The organism is Bradyrhizobium sp. USDA 3397, from assembly GCF_054060965.1.
The window spans coordinates 5,740,001-5,760,712 of the sequence record NZ_JBSSDS010000001.1; the positions used below are offsets into that span (position 1 = coordinate 5,740,001).

Below are 20,712 nucleotides of genomic sequence, written 5' to 3' on the forward strand. Positions count from 1 at the left end.
TCCATGCCAGCATTGCTTCGTCCCGCCTTCGCCGCGCTCGGCGCCGCGTGTCTCGTGTCCGCAGCATCGATCGGCTCCTCCGGCACTGCGTTCGCGCAAGCCAAGCAGCAGGCGGCGCCCGCGCAACAGGCCGCGCCGGCGCAGCAGCAGGCGCCCGAGCTCAAGCAGATCGCGCTGACCGACAAGCAGCTCGACGGCGTGCTCGCCGCGCAGAAGGACATGGACGCGATCACGGAGAAGCTTCCCGAAAACACCGCGCCCGATCAGAAGGTCATCGCGCAGCTCGAGGAGGTCGCCAAGAAGCACGGCTTTGCCAGCTACGACGACTACAACAACGTCGTCGACAATATCAGCCTTGTCATCGGCGGCTTCGATCCCGCCACCAAGAAATATGTCGGCCCCGAAGCGGTGATCAAGGCTCAGATCGCGGAGATCCAGGCCGACAAGAAGATGCCGGCGAAGGACAAGAAGGAAGCCCTCGACGAGCTCAACCAGGCGCTGAAGACGCCTGCGCTCCAGGTCGAGCACAAGAGCAACATCGATCTCGTCGCCAGGTATTACGACAAGCTGATCGCAGCGCTCGGGGATGAGGAGAATTGAGGATGCTTGTGGTGCGTTGCTCGCGCCGCGCATTCGCTTCTCGTAGGGTGGGCAAAGGCGCGCGATGCGCGCCGTGCCCACGTCTTCTCAGCTTCCACGTGGGCACGCTTCGCTTTGCCCACCCTACGAGAGTCGTTTAATGGCAAAAGCCCCGGAGACATCTCCGGGGCTTTCGTCGTTCTGCCGTGCGCAGCGCGCGATGCGCTTACGTCCGCGTCCGCATCCGCATCATGAAGGTATCGAAGCTGAGCTCGGCCACCTGCATCCAGGCGAGCGACTCGCTGCGGAAGGCGGTGAGGCTCGCATACATCTTGCCGAAATGCGGGTTGTTCTTGGCGAGATCGGCGTAGATCTCGTTGGCTGCGCCGTAGCAGGCCTCGAGCACCTCCTGCGGGAACGGCTTCAGGATTGCGCCGGACGCCAGCAGCCGTTTCAGCGCGGGCGGGTTCACCGAATCGTACTTGCCGGTCACCCAGGTGAAGGTGTCCATCGATGCCGTGCTGATGGCGGCCTGGTAGTGCTTCGGCAGCCCATTCCACTTCTCGAGGTTCATGATGTTGTGGCCCTGGCCGGTGCCTTCCCACCAACCGGGATAGTAGTAGTACTTCGCCACCTTGACGAAGCCGAGCTTCTCGTCGTCATACGGACCGACCCACTCGGCAGCGTCGATCGTCCCTTTCTCCAGCGCGGGATAGATGTCGCCGGCCGCGATCTGTTGCGGCACGCCCCCGACCTTTGCGACAATGGTGCCGGCGAAGCCGCCAACCCGGAATTTCAGGCCCTTGAGATCATCGACGGTCTTGATCTCCTTGCGGAACCAGCCGCCCATCTGAGCCCCGGTCGAGCCGGTCGGCACGCCGATCGCGTTGTGCTCTTTCAAGAGCTCATTGAGCATGTCCTGACCGCCGCCCCATATCAGCCAGGAAATGTGCTGACGCGTATTGAGGCCGAACGGCAGCGAGGTGCCGAAGGTGAATGCCGGGTTCTTGCCCCAATAATAGTAGAGCGCCGTGTTGCCCATTTCGACGGTGCCGTTGGACACGGCATCGAGCACTTGCAGGCCTCCGACGATTTCGCCGGCCGCGAAGGGTTGGATCTGGAATCTGTTGTCGGTGATCTCCGCGACCCGCTTGCAGAAATACTCGCAGCCGCCGTAGAGCGTATCCAGTGATTTCGGCCAGCTCGCCGCCAGCCGCCATTTCACCTCGGGCATTGATTGTGCGACAGCCGGCGCTGCAATTGCGCTTGCGGCAAGGCCCAGTCCGCCTGCCGTCAGAAATTTACGACGTTCCATGCGTTCCCTCCTGCGGTGTCGTGTCCTCGACGAGGGATCGCGGTCTTGACGCCGCTTCATCTTCGCCGGTGGCCGACGTTTCTTGGTGTCCGAAATTCAATGTTCCCGGATCGCAGGCAGCATGACGAAAGGGGAACAGCAAATCAAGCTCGCTTTGGTTGTGCGCCTGCCAAGCCGATCAATGCTGCGGCGCGAACGCGGCTTCCATGGCCCTGCGTGCCTTCACCGTTTCGTTGCCGGGGTCGAATTCGACATCGCTCCAGCGTACCAACGTGCCATGGGCGACGTCGTGCTTAAGCTTGAGGCGATGTGCGAGCCCGATCGGCAGGGCCCCGGCCCTGAGGCTCGCGGCCGCCGGTATCAGCTTGCCCCATACCGTGTAGCCGCCTTCGCCGTCGAGCACCTCCCCGGCACGCAAGTTACGTTTGGCCACGGCGGCGACGTCGCCGCGGAAGCCGTAAGGCTGCCCGGTGGGCTCGCCCCGTAGCGCGGCCGACAGCACCGAGATGTTCAGCTCGAGCCCGATCAGGTGATACGGCTTGTACATGGCGGCGAAGCGTCCGCTGGCATCGGTCTTCAGTCCATATTGCCGGAAGCAGTCGGCGGCATAGTCGTTCGGTGCTTCCAGCACGACATAGACGCCCCAGCGCAGATCGCGAAACACCGGCCTGCCGTCGCGCTCGAGCGAGGAGACGACTTCGACGACACCGGATCGCTCCAGCACGCCGCCGCGCGAGCGCGGCCGCATGACATGCGGCAGATCGTCGACGCCGCACGGCGGAAACGCCAGGCCCTCCGCGGGCACGTCGAGGCCGCAGGCATTGGCAATCGCGGCCATCTCGATCGCCGATTTGGTGCCGTCGAGGAAAGAGTTGAACATTTGCGGATTCATGCCGGCCGACTGCGCTTCGCCCGCGGTCAGGCCATAGTGCTGCCAGACACCGTCGGGCGTCACGTCGTGATAGGCCGGCAGGTACTTCGTGCCCTTGCCGGCGGCAACGACGTGAAAGCCTGTGGCGCGGGCCCAATCGACCATCTCCGCCGTCAGCGCCGGCTGGTCGCCATAGGCGAGCGAATAGACCACGCCGGCTTTGCGCGCTTCGTCGGCGAGCAGCGCGCCCGCCAGCACGTCGGCCTCGACATTTACCATCACGATATGCTTGCCCGCCGCGATCGCGGCGCGCGCGTGGGCAATGCCGACGGCGGGATTGCCGGTCGCCTCCACCACCACGTCCATGGCGCCGCCGGCGATGGCGCGCACGCCGTCATCGGTGAACACGGTCGCGGCGATGCGCTCGGCGCTCCAGCCGACGGTCCGGCAGGCCTCGCGGGCCCGGTCGCGGTCGATGTCGACGATGATGGGCACCTCCAGCCCCGGCGTGTGCGGCACCTGTGCGAGGAACATCGAGCCGAACTTGCCGGCGCCGATCAGCGCGACACGGACGGGCTTGCCGGCGGATGCGCGGGCTTGCAGGAGGCGGAAGAGGTTCATGGGGGGTCCGAGATCGCTATGGCTGTGAGGTGACACTGTCAAACTTCGTCATTCCGGGGCGCGCGAAGCGCGAGCCCGGAATCCATTTCTCCACAAGCACTGCGGCCCGATGGATTCCGGGCTCGACGCTCCGCGTCGCCCCGGAATGACAGGTTACTCCGCCGCCTGCCGCGGTGTCCGTGCCAGCCGCAGCAGCGCGTCGTCGTCGACCGTCTTAATCGGCGTGAAATCGCGATGCGCGATGTAATCCGGTCGTGTCGGTGTGCGGATATGGTTCGAGACCGCATTCAGCGTCAGGTACACGATCTTGCGCGGATAGGGCGTGATGTTGCCGCTGGAGCCGTGCACGAGATTGCCGTGGAACATCAGCATGCCGCCGGGCTTGCCGGTGGGCGCGACGATGCCGCCCTGCTTGACGAGGCGCGTCACCGTATCCTCGTCCAGCGTCCACAGCGGGTAGGAGGTGGTGGCGAGATCGTGCGAAGCCTCGAGATCGCCCGCATTCTGGCTGCGCGGCACCAGCATCAGGGGGCCGTTGATCGGCATCACCTCGTCGAGGAAGATCGCGATGTTCATCGCCCGCGGCTCCGGCATGCCGTCGTCGCGCTTCCAGGTGCCGTAATCCTGGTGCCATTGCCAGACGTCGCCGGTGAAGGCCGATTTGGCGTTGATCTTGAACTGGTGCATGTAGACGGGCTCGCCGAACACCTGCTCGACCGGCTCGATCATGCGCGGATGCGCGCCGAGGATCGCGAACGCCTCGTTGTAGACATGCGCGGCAAAGGCGGTGCGCGGCGCGCCGCTCTTCTCGCGCCAGACCTCGGGCCGGTTGGCATCGTAAATGGCGACCGCCTCTCGCGCGAGCAGGTCGACCTCCTCTTGGGCGAACAGCTCGGGCAGGAACAGCCAGCCCTCGCGGTGGAAGAACTCCAATTGCTCCTGGGACAGTTTCACGGGTCGTCCTCCTGTTTGCTTTGTTTTGTCATTCCGGGGCACGCGAAGCGTGAGCCCGGAATCCATTCCTCCGCAGTCTCTGCCGCCCGATGGGTTCCGGGCTCGACGCTCCCGGGCCGCGCTTCGCGCGGTCCCGTCGCGTCGCCCCGGAATGACGGCGTGCTACGCCGCCGCCTCTTCCGTCACCCGCAATCTCTCCTCGGTCATCCGTCCCGCCGTCTGTGCATGCGCGAGCGCGGCGCGTTCGGCCGCCGTCGCGTTGCCGCTGAGAATATGTCCGGCAATATCGGCATGCTCCGCCCAGGCGCTGGCGCGATAATCGAGCTCGGAGAGCACTGTCGCCATCGAGCGCCGCATGTGCGGCCATTGCGGCGCCATGGCCTCCTCGATCACGGGATTGCCGGCGAGCTGATAGATCGCGCGGTGAAAATCGACATCGAGGGTGATGAGCTCGGGTAGAATCGTGTTGCGGTCACTGCGGCGCCCGGCGGCGAGCGCTGCCTCCAGTCGCGCGCGTCCCGCTGCGTCGCTGGCCGCGCGCTGAGCGGCCAGCCCGGCCGCCAGCGCGTCGATGGCGCCGCGCACCTCGTAGAGCTGACGGATGCGCGCGGGATCGAGCTGTGTCACTTCAAAGCCGCGGCGGCCGCTCTCGGCGACCAGGCCTTGCCGATGCAACAGATGCAGCGCATGCGACACCGGCTGGCGCGACACGCCGAGCCGATCGGCGAGCTCGTTCTGCCGGATGCGCTGGCCGGGCCGAAGCGTGCGGTCAGAGATCGCCTCCAGGATCCGCGCATAGACCTGGTCGATCAGGTTCGGGAGCGGGTCGAGAGGGATCACGCCGGCAGCTCCAAGCTTATCGGAATACGGAATTCCGTATTCGAACTTACGCTCGGCCAAGTAGAGCGTCAAGCCGTATCTGGGGCGATCCCAATGGCTTCATGTCACCCGGGTAAGCTGTTGATTTTCCTAAGTCCGTCTACTGTGCATGGGGTTGTTTTCGCGACAACGGGTCCGGATCTGAGCCATCCAGCACCTGCACCTCCATCGCGGCGATGTCGTCCGCATCGGCGACGGCCTCGATCGCGCCGATCCGCTCGCCCACGAACGTCACGCGCAGCGCGACCCGCAACTGTCCGCCGAGGATGACGGCAGCACCCATCTCGCCATCGACCAGCGCCGTGCGCGCCGCCCGGGCGCGGCCCTTGTAGAGCTGCGCGACAGCCTCGGCGCCGCGGACCTCCGCCAGCGAGCCGAGCCGCACCGCCGCCAGATCGGCGCGGAAGACGACGTCGGGATCCAGCACCGCGAGCAGCCCTTCGAAGTTGCCCCCGCGCGAGGCTTCGAGAAATGCATCGACGATCCTTCGCTGTTGCGTCAGATCCGTCTCCGGCACCGGTGCGCCCTGCACGCGCCGCCGGGCGCGGCTCGCCAGCTGCCGCGAGGCATCGACCGAGCGGCCGACGATCGGCGCGATCTCCTCGAACGGGACGGCGAACATGTCGTGCAGCACGAAGGCGAGCCGCTCCGCGGGCTGCAGCGTTTCCAGCACCACCAGCAGCGCCGCACCCACCGAATCGGCCATCTCCGCTTCGCGCTCGCGGGTATCGTCGACCGGCTCGGGTACGTGCGGACCCATCGGATACTCGCGGCGCGATTTCCGGGCGCGCAGCATGTCGAGGCAAATACGGGCAACGACCGTGGTCAGCCAGCCGCGCAAATTCGCGATGTCGGACAGGTCGTAGCGGCTGACCCGCAGCCAGGCCTCCTGCACGGCATCGTCGACCTCGGCGCGGGAGCCCAGCATGCGGTAGGCGACCGCACGCAAATGGTCCCTGCTCGCTTCGAACTGCTCAGTCAGAAAATTTTCTTCGGTCATCGGTCACATTCCCTCGTCGCGATCCGTCAAGCCCATGACGAAGCCAATCCAGTCGATGTGACCGGAACCTTCGAAATTCGACAGATGGAGTTGCAACATGATGCACGCCCGCATGAAACACCCTGTCATGGTCCTGCCGGAGGCCATGAATGTCCTTCAGTCCCTCGGCAACCTGACAAAACAGGGTCTGCCGGAAAAGCTCTTGGAACTGGTGCACCTGCGCGCCAGCCAGATCAATGGCTGCAGCGTCTGCGTCGACATGCACCCGAAGGTCGCCCGCAGGCTGGGCGAGACCGACGAGCGCCTGTTCGCCGTATCCGCCTGGCGCGAGGCGCCCTACTTCACCGATGCCGAGCGCGCCGCGCTGGCCCTGACCGAAGCCGCCACGCGCCTTGCCGATCGCGAGGATCCGGTGCCCGATGCGATCTGGAATGAAGCCGCCAAGCACTTCGACGAGCGCGAGCTCGCCACCCTGATTCTTGCGATCGCGACGATCAACGTGTGGAACCGCTTGAACGCGACGATCAAGATGCCCGTCGGCGTGTGGAAGGTGTGAGCTACTTCGCCAGGAACCTACTCACCACCTCGCCGAACTCGAGCGGCGCCTGCTCGAACATCCAGTGGCCGGCGTTCGCGATCACCGCCGTCTCGGCGCCCGCGATGTGCGCGGCCAGCACGCGCCACATCACTGACAGGCTGCCGGTGGTGGCGCCGCCGCCGATCAGCAGCGTCGGCGTCCTGATCGCCTGCGCATCGCCGAGCGTGTAGGGCCGGCGCTGCTCGTTGATCTGGCCGAGGAAGGTGAGCGCGTTGTCGCGCAGTTGCTGCTTGGCCGCAGCCGGCACGCGCCGCCAGGAGCCGTCGCCTTCGATACCTTCGTAGAAATTCCGCACCGCGCCCTCGAGGTCGCCGGCGCGGATCATCTCGACCGACCGCGCGGTGCGCGCCGCCAGCGGCGGATGCGCGGGCGTGCCTGCCGGCACAGGCAGGGATACGTCGAGATCGCCGCCGGGCTCGGCGAGCACCAGCTTGCGCAACAGATCGGGCCGCGCCTGCGCCACGCGGAAGGCGATGTGGCCGCCGCGCGAATGGCCCATCAGGTCGACGGGGCCGGGCTTGACCTGCTCGATGAAGGCGATCGTATCGGCAACGTGCTGCGCCATCTTGTAGTCGTCGCCGACGGCGTCCCAATGCTCGGGAAAGAAGTGCCGCAGGCTGACCGCGATCACGCGATGGGATTTCGACAGCGGACCGAGCACCGAATACCAGGTGCGGAAGTCGCCGAGTGTGCCGTGCACGCAGACCAGCGGCGGACCCTCACCGACTTCGAGATAGGCCATATCGTAACCGTTGACGTGGAAGCTTTGCATGGTCAGCTCGCCAGAAAATCCAAAACCACTTCGGAGAATTTCTGCGGCGCCTGCTCGAACATCGGATGCGTCGCGTTCGGGATGATCGCCGTCTTGGAATAAGGCACATGGGCGGCCAGCGCATGCAGCACTTTCGGCAAGAGGCCCTTGGTCCGCGCGCCCAGGATGAACAGCGTCGGCATCTTGATCGCCTCCGCGTCCGCCCTAGAGAACGGCGGGCGGCTGTCGCGGACCTGGCCGATCAGGGTATAGGCATTGTCGCGCAGGTTCTGCTTCACCATCGCGGGCAATCGCGGCCAGGTGCCGGGGCCTTCCAGCGTGTCGACGAAGACGGCAAGGCCGCCGTCGACATCGCCGGCGGCGATCTTCTCGGCCGAGGCGGTGAAGCGCGCCAGCAGCGGCGAGGGGCCGCCGACGTAATCCGGATCAAGGCTGGCATCTAGCTCGCCCCCCGGTTCGGCCAGGATCAGCCGTCGCAACAGATCGGGCCGCTGCTGTGCCACGCGGAAGCAGATATGCCCGCCGCGGGAATGGCCCATCAAATCGACCGGCCCGAGGTCGAGCTTGTCGATGAAGGCGATGACGTCGCTGGCGTGCTGGGCGATCGAATAGGTGTCACCGACCCCATCCCATTTTTCCGGGAAGAAGTGCCGCAGGCTGACGGCGATCACCCGGTGCCGCTGCGTCAGCGGCCCGAGCACGCAGCCCCAGACGCGGAAGTCATTCAGCGATCCATGCACGCAGACGAGTGGCGGACGGCCCCTGTCTTCGCCCACGTCGAGATAGGGCATGTCGTAACCGTTGACGTGGAGGCTCTGCATTATGGACTCGCGGGAGAGGATTGGAACGCCTGTGCAAGATTCCCGGAAACCGGGTGGATCGCAACTATTTCCAAGCCTAGATTTGGCACGACATCAAAGTGGGGGCCTGCAACGAAAGCAATCCAGGAACCAAGTCATGACCGACCAGCATTTTGCCCTGTTCGACACAAAGATCGGCCTGTGTGCCATCGCCTGGGGCCCGCGCGGCATCAACGGCACGCAATTGCCGATGGGCGGCGAGCAGAAGATCCGCACCCGCATCAGCCAGCGCCATCCTGACGCCATTGAGGCCGAGCCGACCGCCGAGGTGCAACAGGCGGTCGACCGCATGACGAGACTGCTCGCCGGCGAGCCGGATGATCTCACCGATATTCCGCTCGACCTCGACGGCGTGCCCGAGTTCAACCGCGGCGTCTACGCGATCGCCCGCGCGATTCCACCCGGCAAGACCGTCACCTACGGCGACATCGCCAAGCAGCTCGGCGGCGTCCAGCTGTCCCGCGACGTCGGCCAGGCGCTCGGCCGCAACCCGTGCCCGATCGTCGTGCCCTGCCATCGCGTGCTGGCGGCGGGCAACAAGCCCGGGGGCTTCTCCGCGAACGGCGGCGTGGTCACGAAGCTGAAGATGCTCGAGATCGAAGGCGCGCTGGTGAACCACACCCCGAGCCTGTTCGATTGAAGATACCAAAGCTTGCTCGGCGTCATGGCCGGGCTTGACCCGGCCATCCACGTCTTCCTTTGCGGTACAAAGAACGTGGATGCCCGGGACAAGCCCGGGCATGACGGTGTTGAGAGCGGCCGCTCTCCCTAAATCTTCGCCGCTGTCTTCGGCCAATACCGATCGCGCAAATGCCGCTTCACCAGCTTGCCGGTCGGCGTGCGTGGCAGCTCGGCTTCGAAATCGATCGAGCGCGGGCATTTGATGGCGGAGAGGCGGCTCTTGCAATAATCGATCAGATCGGCCTCGAGTGCCTTGCCGGCGCGGCTCATGTCGTGCGGCTGCACCACCGCCTTGACCTCTTCGCCCATCTCCTCGTTCGGCACGCCGAACACCGCGACGTCGGCCACCTCAGGGTGCGTGATCAGTACGTCCTCCGTCTCCTGCGGATAGATGTTCACCCCGCCGGAAATGATCATGTAGGACTTGCGGTCGGTGAGATAGAGGAAGCCGTCCTTGTCGAGATAGCCGACATCGCCGAGGGTCGACCAACCCTTGGCGTTGTAGGCCTTCTTCGTCTTCTCGGGATCGTTGTGATAGGTGAATGCGGGCGCGTCGGCGAAATAGACGGTACCGATTTCGCCGACCGGCAGCTCCTCGTCATTCTCGCCGAGAATCTTGATCTTGCCGACCACTGCGCGGCCGACGCTGCCGCGGTGCTCCAGCCATTGCTGCGAGTTGCAGACGGTGACGCCATTGCCTTCAGACCCGGCGTAATACTCGATCAGGATCGGCCCCCACCATTCGATCATCTTGGCCTTGACGTCGATGGGGCAGGGCGCGGCGGCGTGGATCGCGCCCTTCAGGGTGGAGACGTCGTACCTCGTGCGCACCTCGTCCGGCAGCTTCAGCATGCGCACGAACATGGTCGGCACCAGCTGTGATTGCGTCACCTTGTACTTTTCGACCAGCTTCAAGAACTCTTCGGCGTCAAAGTGCTCCATGATGATGGAGGTGCCGCCGAGCACGATCGCCATCATGTTGAAGCGCAGGGGCGCTGCGTGATAGAGCGGCGCCGGCGACAGATAGGTGCTCTCCGCATTCATGCCGCACATGTCGGCGCAGAGCACGCGCAGGAAGGCGTTCGGCACGTCGATCCTGTTGCCTTCGAAAGCCTTCTTGATTCCCTTCGGGCGGCCGGTGGTGCCCGACGAATACAGCATGTCGTAGCCTGCGACCTCATCGGCGATCGGCGTGGTCGGCTGCGCGGCGGCTTCCTTGTCGTAGGAGCGGAAGCCGGGCAGCGGGTCGTCCATCATGTAGAAGATCGGCTCGCCGGGCGTGCCCTTGATCAGGCCTTTGATCTGGTCGGCGCATTTCGGCGTCGTGATCACGACCTTGGCGCCGCAATCGGCGATGATGTAATCGATCTCGTCCTGCTTCAGGTAGCGGCTGATCGCGGTGTAATAGAGCCCGCTGCGCTGTGCCGCCCAGCACAGCTCCATGAAGGCGAGCCGGTTCTCCATCAACAGCGCAATGTGGTCACCGGCCTTGAGGCCAAGCGAGCGAAACAGCTGCGCGCCCTGGTTCGAGAGCTCGTCGAGCTCGCGATAGGTGATCGCCTTGCCGGTCCCGGCCATCTGGTAGGCGATCTTGTCGGGCGTCGTCTTGGCGTGGATACAGGGGTGGGTCATGGCGTTTCCTCAAAACGCGAATGGCGAGTAGCGAGTGGCGAATAGGGAAGAAGGGCAAACCGCTCTTCGCCTAGTCACCATTCGCTACTCGCCACTCGCTACTCGCTTTTGCTTTTCTTACAGCCGCTCCACGATCGTCACGTTGGCCATGCCACCACCCTCGCACATGGTCTGCAGGCCATAGCGCTTGCCGCGCTGGTGCAGGGCGTGGACCAGCGTCGTCATCAGCTTGGTGCCGGAGCCGCCGAGCGGATGGCCGAGCGCGATGGCGCCGCCGTTGACGTTGAGACGCTCCGGATCGGCACCCGTGGTCTTCAGCCAGGCGGTCGGCACCGAGGCGAAGGCTTCGTTGACCTCGAACAGGTCGATGTCGCCGATCTTCATGCCGGCCTTCTCCAGCGCACGCTTGGTGGCGTGCAGGGGAGCATCGAGCATGATCACGGGATCGCCGCCGGTCATGGTCATGTGATGGATGCGGGCGAGCGGCTTGACGCCAAGCTGCTTCAGGCCCTTCTCGTTCACCACCATGACGCCGGAGGCGCCGTCGCAGATCTGGCTGGCGCTGGCTGCGGTGAGCTTGCCGTTCTCGGCGATCAACTTGACGCCCTTGATGCCGTCGAGCGTGACATCGAAGCGGATACCTTCGTCGATGTGGTGGGTGTCCTTGCTGCCGTCGGCGCGGGTGATCTCGAGCGGCACGATCTCCTTCTTGAAGTGACCTGCTTGCGTCGCCGCGATCGCGCGCTGATGGCTGTCGTAGGAGTACTGGTCGAGCTCATCCTTGGAGAGGCCGTACTTCTCGGCCATCATCTCCGCGCCGGTGAACTGGCTGAACACGATGTTCGGATACTTCTTCTCGATGCCCGGGCTCTTGTAATTGCCAAAGCCGTTCTTGGCCGGAAGCTGCGACGACAGGCCCATGGGCACCCGCGTCATCGACTCCACGCCGGCCGCGATCACGACGTCCATCGCACCCGACATCACCGCCTGCGCGGCGAAGTGCAGCGCCTGCTGCGAGGAGCCGCACTGGCGGTCGATCGAGGTGCCCGGCACGCTTTCCGGAAGCTTCGAGGCCATGATCGCGTTGCGCGCGACGTTGTTGGACTGTTCGCCGACCTGCATGACGCAGCCCATGATCACGTCCTCCACCTGGGCCGGATCGACCTTGGTGCGGTCGACCAGCTCGTCCAGCACCTTCGCGGCGAGATCGGCCGGATGCCAGCCGGCGAGGCGGCCCCCCTTGCGCCCGCCGGCGGTACGCGCTGCGGCGACGATGTAAGCCTCGGCCATTCGGTCTCTCCCTGGATTCTGATTGGGTTAGTTGTCGGGGACGGATTTAAGGGGCCGAAGATCGTTTAGTCAATCGATCAATTAACTCTTGTGATGAGGCGCTGCTTGCGCTTATCTGCGCCCGCTCCAGCGGCCAAACAGGGATCTCCGTGGCGACCAGCGTACCGAACAGGCTCCCCAGCGGGAAAAATTCCACGGCAGAGAAATTGCTGGTGGCCGCGAGCGAGCTGATGATCGAGCGCTCGTCGATTGAGATCTCGCTCTCCGACATTGCGCAGAAGTCGGGCGCCAACGCGGCCCTGGTCAAATATCACTTCGGCAACAAGGACGGCCTGCTGCTGGCGCTGCTCGCGCGGGATGCCGCGACCGAGATGACCAACCTCGAATATCTGCTGGCGCAGCCGATCACGTCGACGGCGAAGCTGAAGCTGCATGTCGCCGGCATCATCCGCGCCTATCATCGGTTCCCCTACATGAACCGGCTGATCCACTATCTCTTGCACGAGACCAGCGCGAGCTCCGCCGACGAAGTCTCGAAATTCTTCGTTGCGCCGCTGTTGGACTTCCACCGCCGCCTGCTGGCGGAAGGCGTCAGCCGCGGCGAATTCCGCCCGACCGATCCGGTGCTGTTCTACACCAGCCTGATCGGCGCCTGCGATCACCTGTTCTTCGGCCGGCACGCGATGTCCCGCGCGACCGGCGTCGGCCCGGTCACCGATGATGTTTGCCGGCAATACATCAAGCACATGGAAACGCTGATCTGCGGCGGCATACTGAACGAGCGAATGGCGAATGGCGAATAGCGAATTGGGCCGCAGGCTCCATTCGCCACTCGCTATTCGCCATTCGCCACAACAAGGAGAGGTTCTAAAATGCAGTTGAAAGACGTAGCCGTTCTCATCACCGGCGGCGGCTCGGGCCTTGGTGCCGCGACCGCCCGCGCCATGGCCGCCAAGGGCGCCAAGATCGGCGTGATCGATCAGAGCAAGGAAAACGCCGAGAAGGTGGCCGCCGAAGTGAAGGGCGTCGCGCTGCACGCCGACGTCACCAGCGAGGAGCAGATCAAGGCTGCGATTGCCAAAGCGGAAGCCGCACACGGCGTCGCCCGCGTGCTGATGAACTGCGCCGGCATCGGCGGCTCGCAGCGCATCGTCGGCCGCGACGGTGTCTATCCGCTCGAAAAGTTCGCGCGCATCATCAACGTCAACCTGATCGGCACGTTCAACTGTCTGCGTCTGTTCGCTGAGCGCCTCGTCACTGCGGAGCCGATCGGCGAAGAGCGCGGCGTCATCATCAACACTGCCTCGGTTGCCGCCTACGAAGGCCAGATCGGCCAGATCGCCTATTCGGCCTCGAAGGGTGGCGTCGTCGGCCTCACGCTGCCGGCCGCGCGCGATCTCGCCAGCCAGAAGATCCGCGTCAACACCATTGCGCCCGGCCTGTTCTTCACGCCGCTGCTGATGGGCTTGAACGAAGAGGCCCGCAAGAGCCTGGGCGCCCAGGTGCCGCATCCCTCGCGTCTCGGCGATGCCAACGAATACGGCATGCTCGCGGTGCACATCGTCGAGAACCCGATGCTGAACGGCGAGACCATCCGCCTCGACGGCGCGATCAGGATGGCGCCAAGGTAGGCGGCTCTCTCTTACCCTCCCCTGGAGGGGGAGGGTCGGCGCGAAGCGCCGGGGTGGGGTGATCTCTCCACTCGGGCACTGTTCGGTGGGGAGAGACTGTCACCCCACCCCGCTCGCGCTGCGCGCGATCGACCCTCCCCCTCCAGGGGAGGGTGGGAGACGGTCTCTGTGTGGCACGAAGGTACGAGCCTCATGTCCCAACCGCTGCTGATCGAGCATGACGACGGCGTCGACCGGGTGACGCTCAATCGGCCCGAGCACCTCAACGCGCTCGATCCCTCGCTGATCGATGCGCTCAACGATTATTTCCAGGGCCTGCAACGCAATCGCGACACGCGCGTCGTCGTGCTCAAGGGCGCCGGCAGGAATTTTTGTGCCGGCCTCGATCTCAAAGCCGCGATGGAGCGCCGGGCCGGGCAGCAGGAGCCGCCGGGCGTCACGGAGTCGCTGGATTCGCAGCGGCGCATCGCCGACATCGTGATACTGATGCGGCGCTGTCCGCAGCCGATCCTGGCGCTGGTGCAGGGCGCGGCCGCCGGCGGCGGCTTTGCGCTGGCGCTGGCCTCAGACATGCGCATCGCGACGAGATCGGCGCGGATGAATTGTGCCTTCATCAAGCTCGGTCTCGGCGGCTGCGACATCGGCACCAGCTATTTTCTGCCGCGCCTCGTCGGCGTCTCCGTTGCATCCGAGCTGATCCTCACCGGGCGCTTCATCGGAGCGGAGCGCGCGCTCGCGGTCGGCCTCGTCTCGGAGCTCGTGGACGAGGACAAGCTCGATGACGCGGCAGGGCCTTACGTCGAGGCGATGATGACGGCCTCGCCCGTGGGCCTACGGCTATCCAAGGAATGCCTCAACATGAGCGTCGATGCCGGCTCGCTCGAAGCCGCGATTGCGATGGAGGATCGCAACCAGGTCCTGTGCAGCCGCTCGGAGGAGTTTTCGGAAGGCATCAGGGCCTTCCTTGAGAAGCGAAAGCCTGTCTATATCAGGCGCTGAACGAGAACGATCCGCAAAGGACAGTAATTCCGGGAGACGCAAAATGAGTGGAAGCGCGGCAGCGGTGATGACGAAGCCCGCCTTTCGCAAGGTCCAGTGGCTCGCGCGCGACATCGACGTCGAGCGCCGCGCCGACGGCACGGTGGTGCTGAAGTCGCGCATTCCGCTGCAGCCTTATGAGAAGCACATTCCGGCGTCGCTGGCGAAATGGGCGAAGGAAGCGCCCGAGCGCATCTGGCTGGCGCAGCGCGGCGGTCCGAACCGCGAATGGCGCAAGGTGTCCTATGGCGAAGCCAAGCGCATCGTGGACGCGCTGACGCAAGGCTTGCTCAATCTCGAGCTCGGCGGCCGGCCCGTCACGATCCTCTCGGGCAATTCGATCGAGCATGCGCTGATGACGCAGGCTGCGATGCAGGCGCGCGTCCCCGCAGCGCCGGTATCGCCGGCCTACTCCTTGATGAGCCACGACCACGTCAAGCTGAAGTATCTGTTCGACCTGATCAAGCCGGCCGTACTGATGGTGCAGGACGGACCGACCTTCGAGAAGGCGCTGAAGGCGCTCGACCTCAGCGGCGTCACCGTGGTCCACGTCGCGCGGCCCTGCGAGGGCATCAAGAGCGTCAGCTTTGCCGAGCTCGCAGCAACGCCCGTCACGGCCGATGTCGAGGCCTCGATCGCGAAGATCACGCCGCAGACCATCGGCAAGCTGCTGTTCACGTCGGGCTCGACCGGCATGCCCAAGGCCGTCATCAACACGCAGGAGATGATGTGCGCCAATGCGGCGATGATGATGCAGGTGCGGCCGCGCGATCCGAACGGGCCTGTTGCGACCATGCTGGACTGGATGCCCTGGAACCACACCATGGGCGGCAATGCCGCGTTCCATCCAATATTGGTCGACGGTGGCACGCTCTATATCGACGACGGGCGCCCGATGCCGGGCCAGTTCGAGGAGACGCTGCGCAATTTGCGCGAGATCTCGCCGACCTATTACGCCAACGTGCCCGCCGGCTATGCCGCGCTCGCCGCCGCCATGGAGAAGGACGACGCGCTTTGCCGCTCATTCTTCAAGAACCTCTCGATCATGGCCTATGGCGGCGCGCGCCTGCCTGACGATCTCTACGAGCGCATGCAAGCGCTGGCGGTAAAGACCACCGGAGAGCGGATCGTGTTCTATACCGGCTGGGGCTCGACCGAGACCGCGCCGACCTCGACCGGCACCTATTGGGACACCGAGCGCGTCGGCCTGATCGGCCTGCCGTTCCCAGGCGTCGAGTTGAAGATGGTGCCTTGCGGCTCGAAGTACGAATTGCGCCTGCGCGGCGTCAACGTCACGCCCGGCTATTTCGGCCAGCCGGAGCTGACCAGGAAAATGTTCGACGAGGAAGGATTCTACTGCATTGGCGATGCCGGCATCTTCGTCGACGATGCCGATCCGGTGCAAGGCATCATCTTTGCCGGCCGCGTGGTGGAAGACTTCAAGCTCACCACCGGCACGTTCGTGCATGTCGGCTCTCTGCGGACCGATGCGATCGCAGCAGCGACGCCTGTGGTGCACGACGCGCTGGTCGCGGGGCAGGACCGTCCCTTCATCGGCCTCTTGGCCTGGCCGAACCTGCACGCCTGCCGCCAGCTGGCCGGCAATCCCGATCTGAGCTTTACCGATGCGGTGAAGCATCCCGAGGTGATCGCCTGCTTCAGGCGCGGCCTGGAAGCCCACAACCGTGAGTGCGAAGGCGCCAGCAGCCGGGTCATCGCGCGCGCGATGCTGATGGTCGAGCCGCCTTCGATCGACGGCAACGAGCTCACCGACAAGGGCTACATCAACCAGCGCGCCGGCCTGGAACGCCGCGCGGCGCTGGTGGAGCGGCTCTATGCGGACAAGCCGGATGAAGATGTGATCGTGCTGAAATGAGAGCGCAACTCTCTCCCCTCGTCATTCCGGGATGGCCCGAAGGGCCAGGCCCGGAATCCATAACCCCGGCTCGTGGTTATGGATTCCGGGCTCGCGCCAAGGGGCGCGCCCCGGAATGACGGTGCCAATAAATGACAACGAATAAACAAAGGTAGCCCCGCCATGAACTTCGATTTCTCCGACGACCAAAAACAGCTCCGCGACCAAGCGCGCAAGTTCCTCGCCGAGAAATGCTCGCCCAAGGCGGTGCGTGTCGTGCTCGACGGCAAGACGCCTTACGACAAGGAGCTGTGGAAAGGCCTCGCCGAGATGGGCTTCCTCGGCGTCGCGATTCCCGAGGAGTTCGGCGGTGCCGGCGCGGGCCATCTCGAGCTGTGCGTGATCGCGGAAGAAATGGGCCGCGCCAACGCGCCGGTGCCGTTTTCCTCGACCGTGTACCTCGCCGCCGAAGCGTTGCTGATCGCCGGCAGCGACGCGCAAAAGAAGAAATGGCTGCCGGCGATTGCGTCCGGAGAGGCCATCGGCACGCTGGCGCTGTTCGAGGGCAAGGGCAACCCAGCGCCGAAGAACGTCAAGCTGACGGCTGCGAACGGGGTGCTCAACGGCGTCAAGAAGCCGGTCGCCGACGGTGCCATCGCCGATTTTGCGGTGGTTGCCGCGCGCACGGGATCGAGCGGGCGCGACAATGACATCTCGCTGTTCCTGGTCGATCTCAAAGCCGGCGGCGTCGAGGTCAAGAACCTCACTAATCTCGATCCGACCCGCGGGCAGGCCGAGATCACCTTTAAGGACGCCAAAGCCGAGCCTCTCGGCGCCGCGGGCGACGGCTGGAGCATCCTCACCCAGGTGCTCGACCGCGCCGCGGTGCTGTGCGCGTTCGAGCAGGTCGGCGGCGCCGACCGCGCGCTGGAGATGGGCCGCGACTACGCGCTGGACCGCATCGCCTTCGGCCGGCAGATCGGCTCGTTCCAGGCCGTCAAGCACATGCTGGCCGACATGTACGTCTCGGCGACGCTGGCGCGATCCAACAGCTATTACGGCGCCTGGGCACTCTCGACCAATGCGGCCGAGCTGCCGGAAGCCGCCGCCGCCGCGCGCATCAGCGCGACGCAGGCGTTCCAGCACTGCGCCAAGAACAACATCCAGGTCCACGGCGGCATGGGCTTCACCTGGGAATTTGACTGCCACATGTACTACCGCCGCGCCAATGCGATGGCGCTTGGCCTGGGCAGCCTGTCCTATTGGGAGGATCAGCTGATCGACCGCATGCGGAAGAAGAACGCGGCGTAACCCTCGCTCGTGTCCCGGACGCGGCGCGGAGCGCCGCAGAGCCGGGACCCAGGGGCTGCAATGGACCCCGGCTCTGCAGCGCACCGCTTCGCGCTGCGCAGCGTCCGGGGAACGAACCGAGAGATGAGACCATGAACTTCGACGACACCCCGCAGGAAGCCGAGTTCCGCGCCACCGCCCGCGCCTGGATCAACGCCAACGCGCCCAAGCAATACGAGGAGGAGCTGCGCAAATCCTCGCTCGGGCGTACCGTGCTCAAAAACGCGGATATCCTGCAGGTCGCAAAAGCCTGGCAGAAGAAAAAGGCCGACGCCGGCTGGGCCTGCCTGCACTGGCCGAAGGAATATGGCGGCCGCGGCGCCTCGCCGATCGAGCGCGTGATCTGGCAGCAGGAGGAAGGGCCGTTCGGCCAGCTCTCCCGCATGTTCATCATCGGCCACGGCATGTGCGGGCCGACCATGATGGCGTTCGCGCGCGAGGAGCATAAGCGCACCTATCTGCCGCCGCTCGCCTCCGGCGAGAAGGTCTGGTGCCAGCTGTTCTCCGAGCCCGCCGGCGGCTCTGATGTCGCGGGCCTCCGCACGCGTGCGGAGAAGGACGGCGACGACTGGGTGATCAACGGCCAGAAGATCTGGACCTCGGGCGCGCATTATTCAGACTATGGCATCCTGCTCACGCGCACCGATCCGACCGTGCCCAAGCACAAAGGCCTCACCATGTTCTTCCTGGACATGAAGAGCCCCGGCGTCGAGGTGCGGCCGATCAAGCAGGCGAGCGGCGCCTCGGATTTCAATGAGGTCTATTTCACCAACGTCCGCATCCCCGACCATCAGCGCCTCGGCGAGGTCGGCGACGGCTGGAACGTCTCGCTGACCACGCTGATGAACGAGCGCAGTGCGATCGGCGCGGCCGTATCGACCGGTTTCCCTGAATTGTTCGAGTACTGCTCCAGCTTGATGCTCGACGACGGCCCGGCGATCGAGGATCGCGCGGTGCGCTCCAAGCTGGCGAACTGGGCGGTGAAGGCGAGCGGCTTGAAATACACCAGCATGCGCGCGATCTCGGCGCTGTCGAGGGGCGAACGCCCGGGGCCGGAGAACTCCATCGGCAAGCTGGTGGCGGGCTCCATGATCCAGGACGTCGCGACCTACGCGTTGGATCTGCAGGGCGCGTCCGGCGTCGTCAGCGGTGAGGATGCCGAGCTCGCCGGCCGTTTCCAGGCCATGCTGCTGCGCGCGCCGGGTACCCGCGTCGAAGGCGGCACCGACGAGATCATGCGCAACATCATCGCCGAGCGGGTGCTGGGCCTGCCAGGCGACATCCGCGTCGACAAGGACGTGCCGTTCAACAGGATCCCGACGAAGGGAAGGAATTAGCCGTGTCCCGGACGCGATGCAGCACGCAGTGCTGCTTCGCAGAGCCGGGACCCAGATGGCCGCAATGGGCCCCGGCTCTGCAGCGCACCGCTTCGCGCTGCGCAGCGTCCGGGGCACGAGAGAGGAGAGCTCGAAGATGAATTTCGACGACACCCCGCAGGAAGCCGCGTTCCGTGAGACCGCGCGCAAATGGATCGAGACCAACGCGCCGAAGGAGCTGCATGGCGAGCTATCAAAGTCCTCGCTCGGCCGCATCCGCCTTGCCAACCGCGACATCGTCGAAGTCGGCAAGGCCTGGCAGAAGAAGAAGTTCGAGGGCAATTGGGCCTGCCTGCACTGGCCCAAGGAGTATGGCGGCCGCGGCGCGACGCCGATCGAGAAGGTGATCTGGCAGCAGGAGGAGGGCGTCTACGGCAAGCTGACGCAGCCGTTCCAGATCGGCGAAGGCATGTGCGGACCGACCGTGATGGCGTTCGGCAGTGAGGAGGCCAAGCGCCGTTACTTGCCGAAGCTCGCATCGGGCGAGGAGATCTGGTGCCAGCTGTTCTCCGAGCCGTCTGCCGGCTCCGATGTCGCAGGGCTTCGCACACGCGCGGAGAAGAAGGGCGACAATTGGGTCGTCAACGGCCAGAAGATCTGGACCTCGGGCGCGCATTATTCCGACTATGGCCTCCTCATCGCACGCACCGATCCGAACGTGCCCAAGCACAAGGGCCTCACCATGTTCTTCCTGGACATGAAGAGCCCCGGCGTTGAGGTGCGGCCGATCAAGCAAGCCAACGGCATGCAGGAGTTCAACGAGGTCTATTTCACCGATGTGGTGATCCCCGATAGCCAGCGGCTGGGCGCCGTCGGCGACGGCTGGAACGTCTCGCTGACCACGCTGATGAACGAGCGCATGTCGATCGGCGCGCGGCTCGCGACCGGCGTGCCTGAAATGTTCGAGCTCTGCTCGAACCTGATGCTGGAGGAGGGCCTCGCCATCGACGATCCCGCCGTGCGCTCGAAGCTCGCGAGCTGGGCGGCGAAGTCGAACGGGCTGAAATACACCAGCTACCGCACGATCTCGGCGCTATCGAAAGGCGAGCGCCCGGGCCCGGAGAATTCGATCGGCAAGCTGGTCTCGGGCATGATGCTGCAGGACATCGCGACTTACGCCATGGACCTGCAGGGTGCGGCCGGTGTTCTCACCGGCAACGACGAGGAAACGGCCCAGGGCCAATTCCAGCAGATGCTGCTGTCCTCGCCCTCGATGCGCATCGCCGGCGGTACCGACGAGATCCTGCGCAACATCATCGCCGAGCGCGTGCTGGGCCTGCCGGGCGACATCCGCGTCGACAAGGACGTGCCGTACAACAAGATCCCGACCAAGGGGCGGTGATCGCGCGCGCTGAGCATGGACCTCGGGTGGGCAAAGGCGCAAAGCGCCGTGCCCACCCTTGCGCGTTG

Annotated in this window: 19 protein-coding genes; 10 read left to right on the plus strand and 9 right to left on the minus strand. The window is 65.1% G+C overall.

What is annotated here, in order from left to right:
- The first annotated feature begins 3 nt into the window (after nucleotides 1-3).
- Nucleotides 4-600 (plus strand): hypothetical protein, encoded by a 597-nt coding sequence (locus ACVWYQ_RS26520; RefSeq protein WP_157287596.1) that lies wholly within the window; start codon nucleotides 4-6, stop codon nucleotides 598-600.
- A 205-nt stretch (nucleotides 601-805) separates the two neighbouring features.
- Here the strand turns inward: ACVWYQ_RS26520 and ACVWYQ_RS26525 are convergent, their stop codons facing one another.
- The 5 genes from ACVWYQ_RS26525 to ACVWYQ_RS26545 form a co-directional block, all read right to left on the minus strand.
- Entirely contained in the window at nucleotides 806-1,894 is a 1,089-nt protein-coding gene (locus tag ACVWYQ_RS26525) for a TRAP transporter substrate-binding protein (RefSeq protein WP_157287597.1), read from the minus strand.
- A gap of 178 nt (nucleotides 1,895-2,072) precedes the next feature.
- Entirely contained in the window at nucleotides 2,073-3,386 is a 1,314-nt protein-coding gene (locus ACVWYQ_RS26530; protein WP_404545564.1) for an NAD(P)H-dependent oxidoreductase, read from the minus strand.
- Between the two features lie 153 nt (nucleotides 3,387-3,539).
- Nucleotides 3,540-4,340: a phytanoyl-CoA dioxygenase family protein gene (locus ACVWYQ_RS26535; protein WP_404545566.1), complete on the minus strand. Its 801-nt coding sequence runs from the start codon at nucleotides 4,338-4,340 to the stop codon at nucleotides 3,540-3,542.
- A gap of 162 nt (nucleotides 4,341-4,502) precedes the next feature.
- Nucleotides 4,503-5,180 (minus strand): GntR family transcriptional regulator, encoded by a 678-nt coding sequence (locus tag ACVWYQ_RS26540; protein ID WP_404545568.1) that lies wholly within the window; start codon nucleotides 5,178-5,180, stop codon nucleotides 4,503-4,505.
- Nucleotides 5,181-5,319: 139 nt separating this feature from the next.
- Nucleotides 5,320-6,219 (minus strand): sigma-70 family RNA polymerase sigma factor, encoded by a 900-nt coding sequence (locus ACVWYQ_RS26545; RefSeq protein ID WP_404545570.1) that lies wholly within the window; start codon nucleotides 6,217-6,219, stop codon nucleotides 5,320-5,322.
- Between the two features lie 100 nt (nucleotides 6,220-6,319).
- On the opposite strand from ACVWYQ_RS26545, the gene ACVWYQ_RS26550 reads away from it, so the two are divergent.
- Nucleotides 6,320-6,775 carry a carboxymuconolactone decarboxylase family protein gene (locus tag ACVWYQ_RS26550; protein WP_271546516.1) on the plus strand — a complete coding sequence of 152 codons (456 nt, stop codon included), beginning with the start codon at nucleotides 6,320-6,322 and terminating at the stop codon, nucleotides 6,773-6,775.
- 1 nt (nucleotide 6,776) lies between these two features.
- Here the strand turns inward: ACVWYQ_RS26550 and ACVWYQ_RS26555 are convergent, their stop codons facing one another.
- On the minus strand, nucleotides 6,777-7,589 hold the full coding sequence (locus ACVWYQ_RS26555; protein ID WP_404545572.1) for an alpha/beta fold hydrolase: 813 nt from the start codon (nucleotides 7,587-7,589) through the stop codon (nucleotides 6,777-6,779).
- Nucleotides 7,590-7,591: 2 nt separating this feature from the next.
- Nucleotides 7,592-8,410, minus strand: coding sequence for an alpha/beta fold hydrolase (locus tag ACVWYQ_RS26560; RefSeq protein ID WP_275497676.1), 819 nt, complete (start codon nucleotides 8,408-8,410; stop codon nucleotides 7,592-7,594).
- A gap of 136 nt (nucleotides 8,411-8,546) precedes the next feature.
- Between ACVWYQ_RS26560 and ACVWYQ_RS26565 the strand changes: the two genes are divergently transcribed.
- Nucleotides 8,547-9,089, plus strand: coding sequence for a methylated-DNA--[protein]-cysteine S-methyltransferase (locus ACVWYQ_RS26565; protein WP_404545575.1), 543 nt, complete (start codon nucleotides 8,547-8,549; stop codon nucleotides 9,087-9,089).
- Between the two features lie 128 nt (nucleotides 9,090-9,217).
- Here ACVWYQ_RS26565 and ACVWYQ_RS26570 read toward each other — a convergent pair whose 3' ends face one another.
- Together ACVWYQ_RS26570 and ACVWYQ_RS26575 are read right to left on the minus strand one after the other, a co-directional pair.
- On the minus strand, nucleotides 9,218-10,762 hold the full coding sequence (locus ACVWYQ_RS26570; protein WP_404545577.1) for an acyl-CoA synthetase: 1,545 nt from the start codon (nucleotides 10,760-10,762) through the stop codon (nucleotides 9,218-9,220).
- Between the two features lie 117 nt (nucleotides 10,763-10,879).
- Nucleotides 10,880-12,052: an acetyl-CoA C-acetyltransferase gene (locus ACVWYQ_RS26575; RefSeq protein ID WP_109142268.1), complete on the minus strand. Its 1,173-nt coding sequence runs from the start codon at nucleotides 12,050-12,052 to the stop codon at nucleotides 10,880-10,882.
- A 149-nt stretch (nucleotides 12,053-12,201) separates the two neighbouring features.
- Here ACVWYQ_RS26575 and ACVWYQ_RS26580 point away from each other — a divergent pair, with 149 nt between their 5' ends.
- The 7 genes from ACVWYQ_RS26580 (at nucleotide 12,202) to ACVWYQ_RS26610 (ending at nucleotide 20,644) form a co-directional block, all read left to right on the plus strand.
- The gene (locus ACVWYQ_RS26580) at nucleotides 12,202-12,855 is read left to right on the plus strand and encodes a TetR family transcriptional regulator (RefSeq protein WP_404545579.1); all 654 of its coding nucleotides are present in this window, start codon (nucleotides 12,202-12,204) and stop codon (nucleotides 12,853-12,855) included.
- 69 nt (nucleotides 12,856-12,924) lie between these two features.
- Complete coding sequence (locus tag ACVWYQ_RS26585; protein WP_024337318.1) at nucleotides 12,925-13,683, plus strand: SDR family NAD(P)-dependent oxidoreductase; 759 nt, start codon at nucleotides 12,925-12,927, stop codon at nucleotides 13,681-13,683.
- Between the two features lie 192 nt (nucleotides 13,684-13,875).
- Nucleotides 13,876-14,682, plus strand: coding sequence for an enoyl-CoA hydratase/isomerase family protein (locus tag ACVWYQ_RS26590; protein WP_456726547.1), 807 nt, complete (start codon nucleotides 13,876-13,878; stop codon nucleotides 14,680-14,682).
- A 43-nt stretch (nucleotides 14,683-14,725) separates the two neighbouring features.
- Nucleotides 14,726-16,597, plus strand: a complete 1,872-nt coding sequence (locus ACVWYQ_RS26595; RefSeq protein WP_271546046.1) for an AMP-binding protein — start codon at nucleotides 14,726-14,728, stop codon at nucleotides 16,595-16,597.
- A 162-nt stretch (nucleotides 16,598-16,759) separates the two neighbouring features.
- Entirely contained in the window at nucleotides 16,760-17,887 is a 1,128-nt protein-coding gene (locus ACVWYQ_RS26600; protein ID WP_271546044.1) for an acyl-CoA dehydrogenase family protein, read from the plus strand.
- A gap of 131 nt (nucleotides 17,888-18,018) precedes the next feature.
- The gene (locus ACVWYQ_RS26605) at nucleotides 18,019-19,263 is read left to right on the plus strand and encodes an acyl-CoA dehydrogenase (protein WP_271546043.1); all 1,245 of its coding nucleotides are present in this window, start codon (nucleotides 18,019-18,021) and stop codon (nucleotides 19,261-19,263) included.
- Between the two features lie 136 nt (nucleotides 19,264-19,399).
- Nucleotides 19,400-20,644, plus strand: coding sequence for an acyl-CoA dehydrogenase (locus tag ACVWYQ_RS26610; protein ID WP_157283172.1), 1,245 nt, complete (start codon nucleotides 19,400-19,402; stop codon nucleotides 20,642-20,644).
- Nucleotides 20,645-20,712 lie beyond the last annotated feature (68 nt).